At 42.0% G+C, this 1,966-nt stretch carries 5 protein-coding genes; 4 read left to right on the top strand and 1 reads right to left on the bottom strand.

Annotation, left to right across the window (positions count from 1 at the left end; genetic code table 11):
- From F6K20_RS36345 to F6K20_RS36335, 3 genes are all read left to right on the top strand, one after another.
- On the top strand, positions 1-244 hold a 244-nt coding region (locus tag F6K20_RS36345; protein WP_287298073.1), incomplete at its 5' end, for a hypothetical protein.
- Between the two features lie 172 nt (positions 245-416).
- Positions 417-833 (top strand): element excision factor XisH family protein, encoded by a 417-nt coding sequence (locus tag F6K20_RS36340; RefSeq protein WP_071107197.1) that lies wholly within the window; start codon positions 417-419, stop codon positions 831-833.
- Positions 821-1,159, top strand: a complete 339-nt coding sequence (locus tag F6K20_RS36335; protein WP_287247924.1) for a XisI protein — start codon at positions 821-823, stop codon at positions 1,157-1,159. The genes F6K20_RS36340 and F6K20_RS36335 overlap by 13 nt, the downstream gene beginning before the upstream one ends.
- A gap of 155 nt (positions 1,160-1,314) precedes the next feature.
- Here F6K20_RS36335 and F6K20_RS36330 read toward each other — a convergent pair whose 3' ends face one another.
- Positions 1,315-1,560, bottom strand: a complete 246-nt coding sequence (locus F6K20_RS36330) for a DUF4926 domain-containing protein (RefSeq protein ID WP_287298070.1) — start codon at positions 1,558-1,560, stop codon at positions 1,315-1,317.
- Between the two features lie 175 nt (positions 1,561-1,735).
- Between F6K20_RS36330 and F6K20_RS36325 the strand changes: the two genes are divergently transcribed.
- Positions 1,736-1,966 (top strand): Uma2 family endonuclease (locus F6K20_RS36325; protein WP_287298068.1); only part of this gene is annotated, 231 nt, incomplete at its 3' end.

The following is a 1,966-nucleotide window of genomic DNA, read 5'->3' as shown; positions in this document are numbered from 1 at the left end:
TGGTAAAACCTTCTGGGAATCGGTAGAGATTATCTTAGATAACTTTGCTGCTCCGGTTAACCGAGAACAGATTGTCAGCAGACTATTTGATGCCAAATCTGATGATGAGCAACTCCGTGCTAAAAACTCCTTGTCTACGGAATTGCGTCGAGGTGCAAAAGAAGGGAGGTGGAAAAAAGTGGGACGCGGTCTTTTTGCTTCTAATTCTTTCCAGGAGGAAGTAACTGATGAAATTAATAACTAAAAGTAATAACTAAGAGTTTTAGGTTTAGATCTCTGTTGTATGGAAAATACTCTCATATCAGGAGTGATCGAAGTCGAAACTGTACTTGACCCAATTAACCCATCAAAAAAGCGGATTCCCTTTTTGCTAACCTATATAATAGACGTTTGTTAACACCTGTACCTATTTCCCCATGTCTGCTAAGGATCAATTCCATGATCTAGTTAAGGATGCTCTAATCAATGACGGTTGGAGCATTACCCACGATCCTTATCGCATTGATCTGGGTTTTACCGATCTCTACATTGATTTGGGGGCAGAACGCCTGATTGCTGCTGAACGGAATAATGAAAAAATAGCTATTGAAGTTAAAAGCTTTCTATCAACTTCAAGGATTTCAGAATTCCATGGTGCAATTGGGCAGTTTATTAACTATCGTCTTGCCTTAGAAGATGAGGAGCCTGATCGAACACTTCATCTTGCGGTTCCTAACACTATTTACAGTGTTTTTTTTACTTATCCGTTTATACAAAAGTCGATCAAGGTTAATCAGGTTCCTATTTTAGTTTATGACGTTTCCCAACCAAGGATTACTCAATGGATAAACTAGATGTGTATCGACAGCATATTCAGGACTTGCTTAAAAAACGCGCCAGTATTAAGTCGGCGAATCTGGCCATCCAAACCCAGCTCATTTTTGATACAGAACGGGATCATTACCAGATCGTTAATACCGGTTGGAAAGATAACATCACCCGTATTTATGGATGTTCTGTACATGTGGATATTAAAGATGGCAAGATTTGGATACAGCATGATGGGTCGGAGATTGCGATCGCAGATCAGTTAGTTGAGCTAGGGGTACCAAAGCAGGATATTGTCTTGGCCTATCAGGCACCGATTATGAGGCAGTATACCGAGTTTGCGCTGGGGTGAGCGCACCCGCGTTTGCAGTGGTGGAGCTAAAAAATCAGTGGTGTGAAGTTTTCTATGACAGGCGTTGCTAAACAGATGAAGGCGACAGCGTTACCCGTGAAGGATATTGCCCAATATACGGGGTTGAGTGTTGATCAGATTGATCGGTTGTAGCTTCAAACCGCTTCATCCAATATTCGGATATGCAGAACCTCATTTTTCATTAATGGCTCAATTTGTGACTCGGAAACCACTAAAACGGCAATTGTTTCCCCGATCCCATTGAAAACTTCCAGACTATAACCATCCTCTGCATCTTCTACTGGATGGTGATCGACAATCGTTGCAATATCCCCTTGCTGCAACTTATGCTTGGGAAAATCTTCCCGCAGGGCCACCCGTGAAAATAAATCAAATGCCATTATCTAGCCTCCTTATCTGGGTACAGGGTGATAAACTTTGTCTGTTGAGTTTCATGCTCTAGTACTGACTCTCCCTGTTATAAGGTAAAGTTGTAACTTATATTAACCAGTGGTATCTATAATCTAAAACTTGTTCTTGATGCTAACGCCAGCTACGTAATTCATAGACTCTGCCATGATTGCCAATCCCCAGTCCCAGAAAATGACTGTCGAAGCTTACTTGGAATGGGAAGTACACCAGGAACTTCGATACGAATTTATTAATGGTGACATTTTGGCTATGACAGGTGGCAGCATTCCCCACAACGATATTGCGATTAATCTACTCGCTGCGCTACGTCCCCACGTTCGTCCCAAAGGCTGTCGCATCAATATTGCTGATGCCAAAGTAAAGGTCACCGAATCA

Origin of the sequence: Moorena sp. SIO2C4 (genome assembly GCF_010672485.1) — a bacterium.
Taxonomy (GTDB): domain Bacteria; phylum Cyanobacteriota; class Cyanobacteriia; order Cyanobacteriales; family Coleofasciculaceae; genus Moorena; species Moorena producens.
Note: the sequence above shows the minus strand (reverse complement) of the source record. Positions and strands in the feature narration are given on the sequence as shown.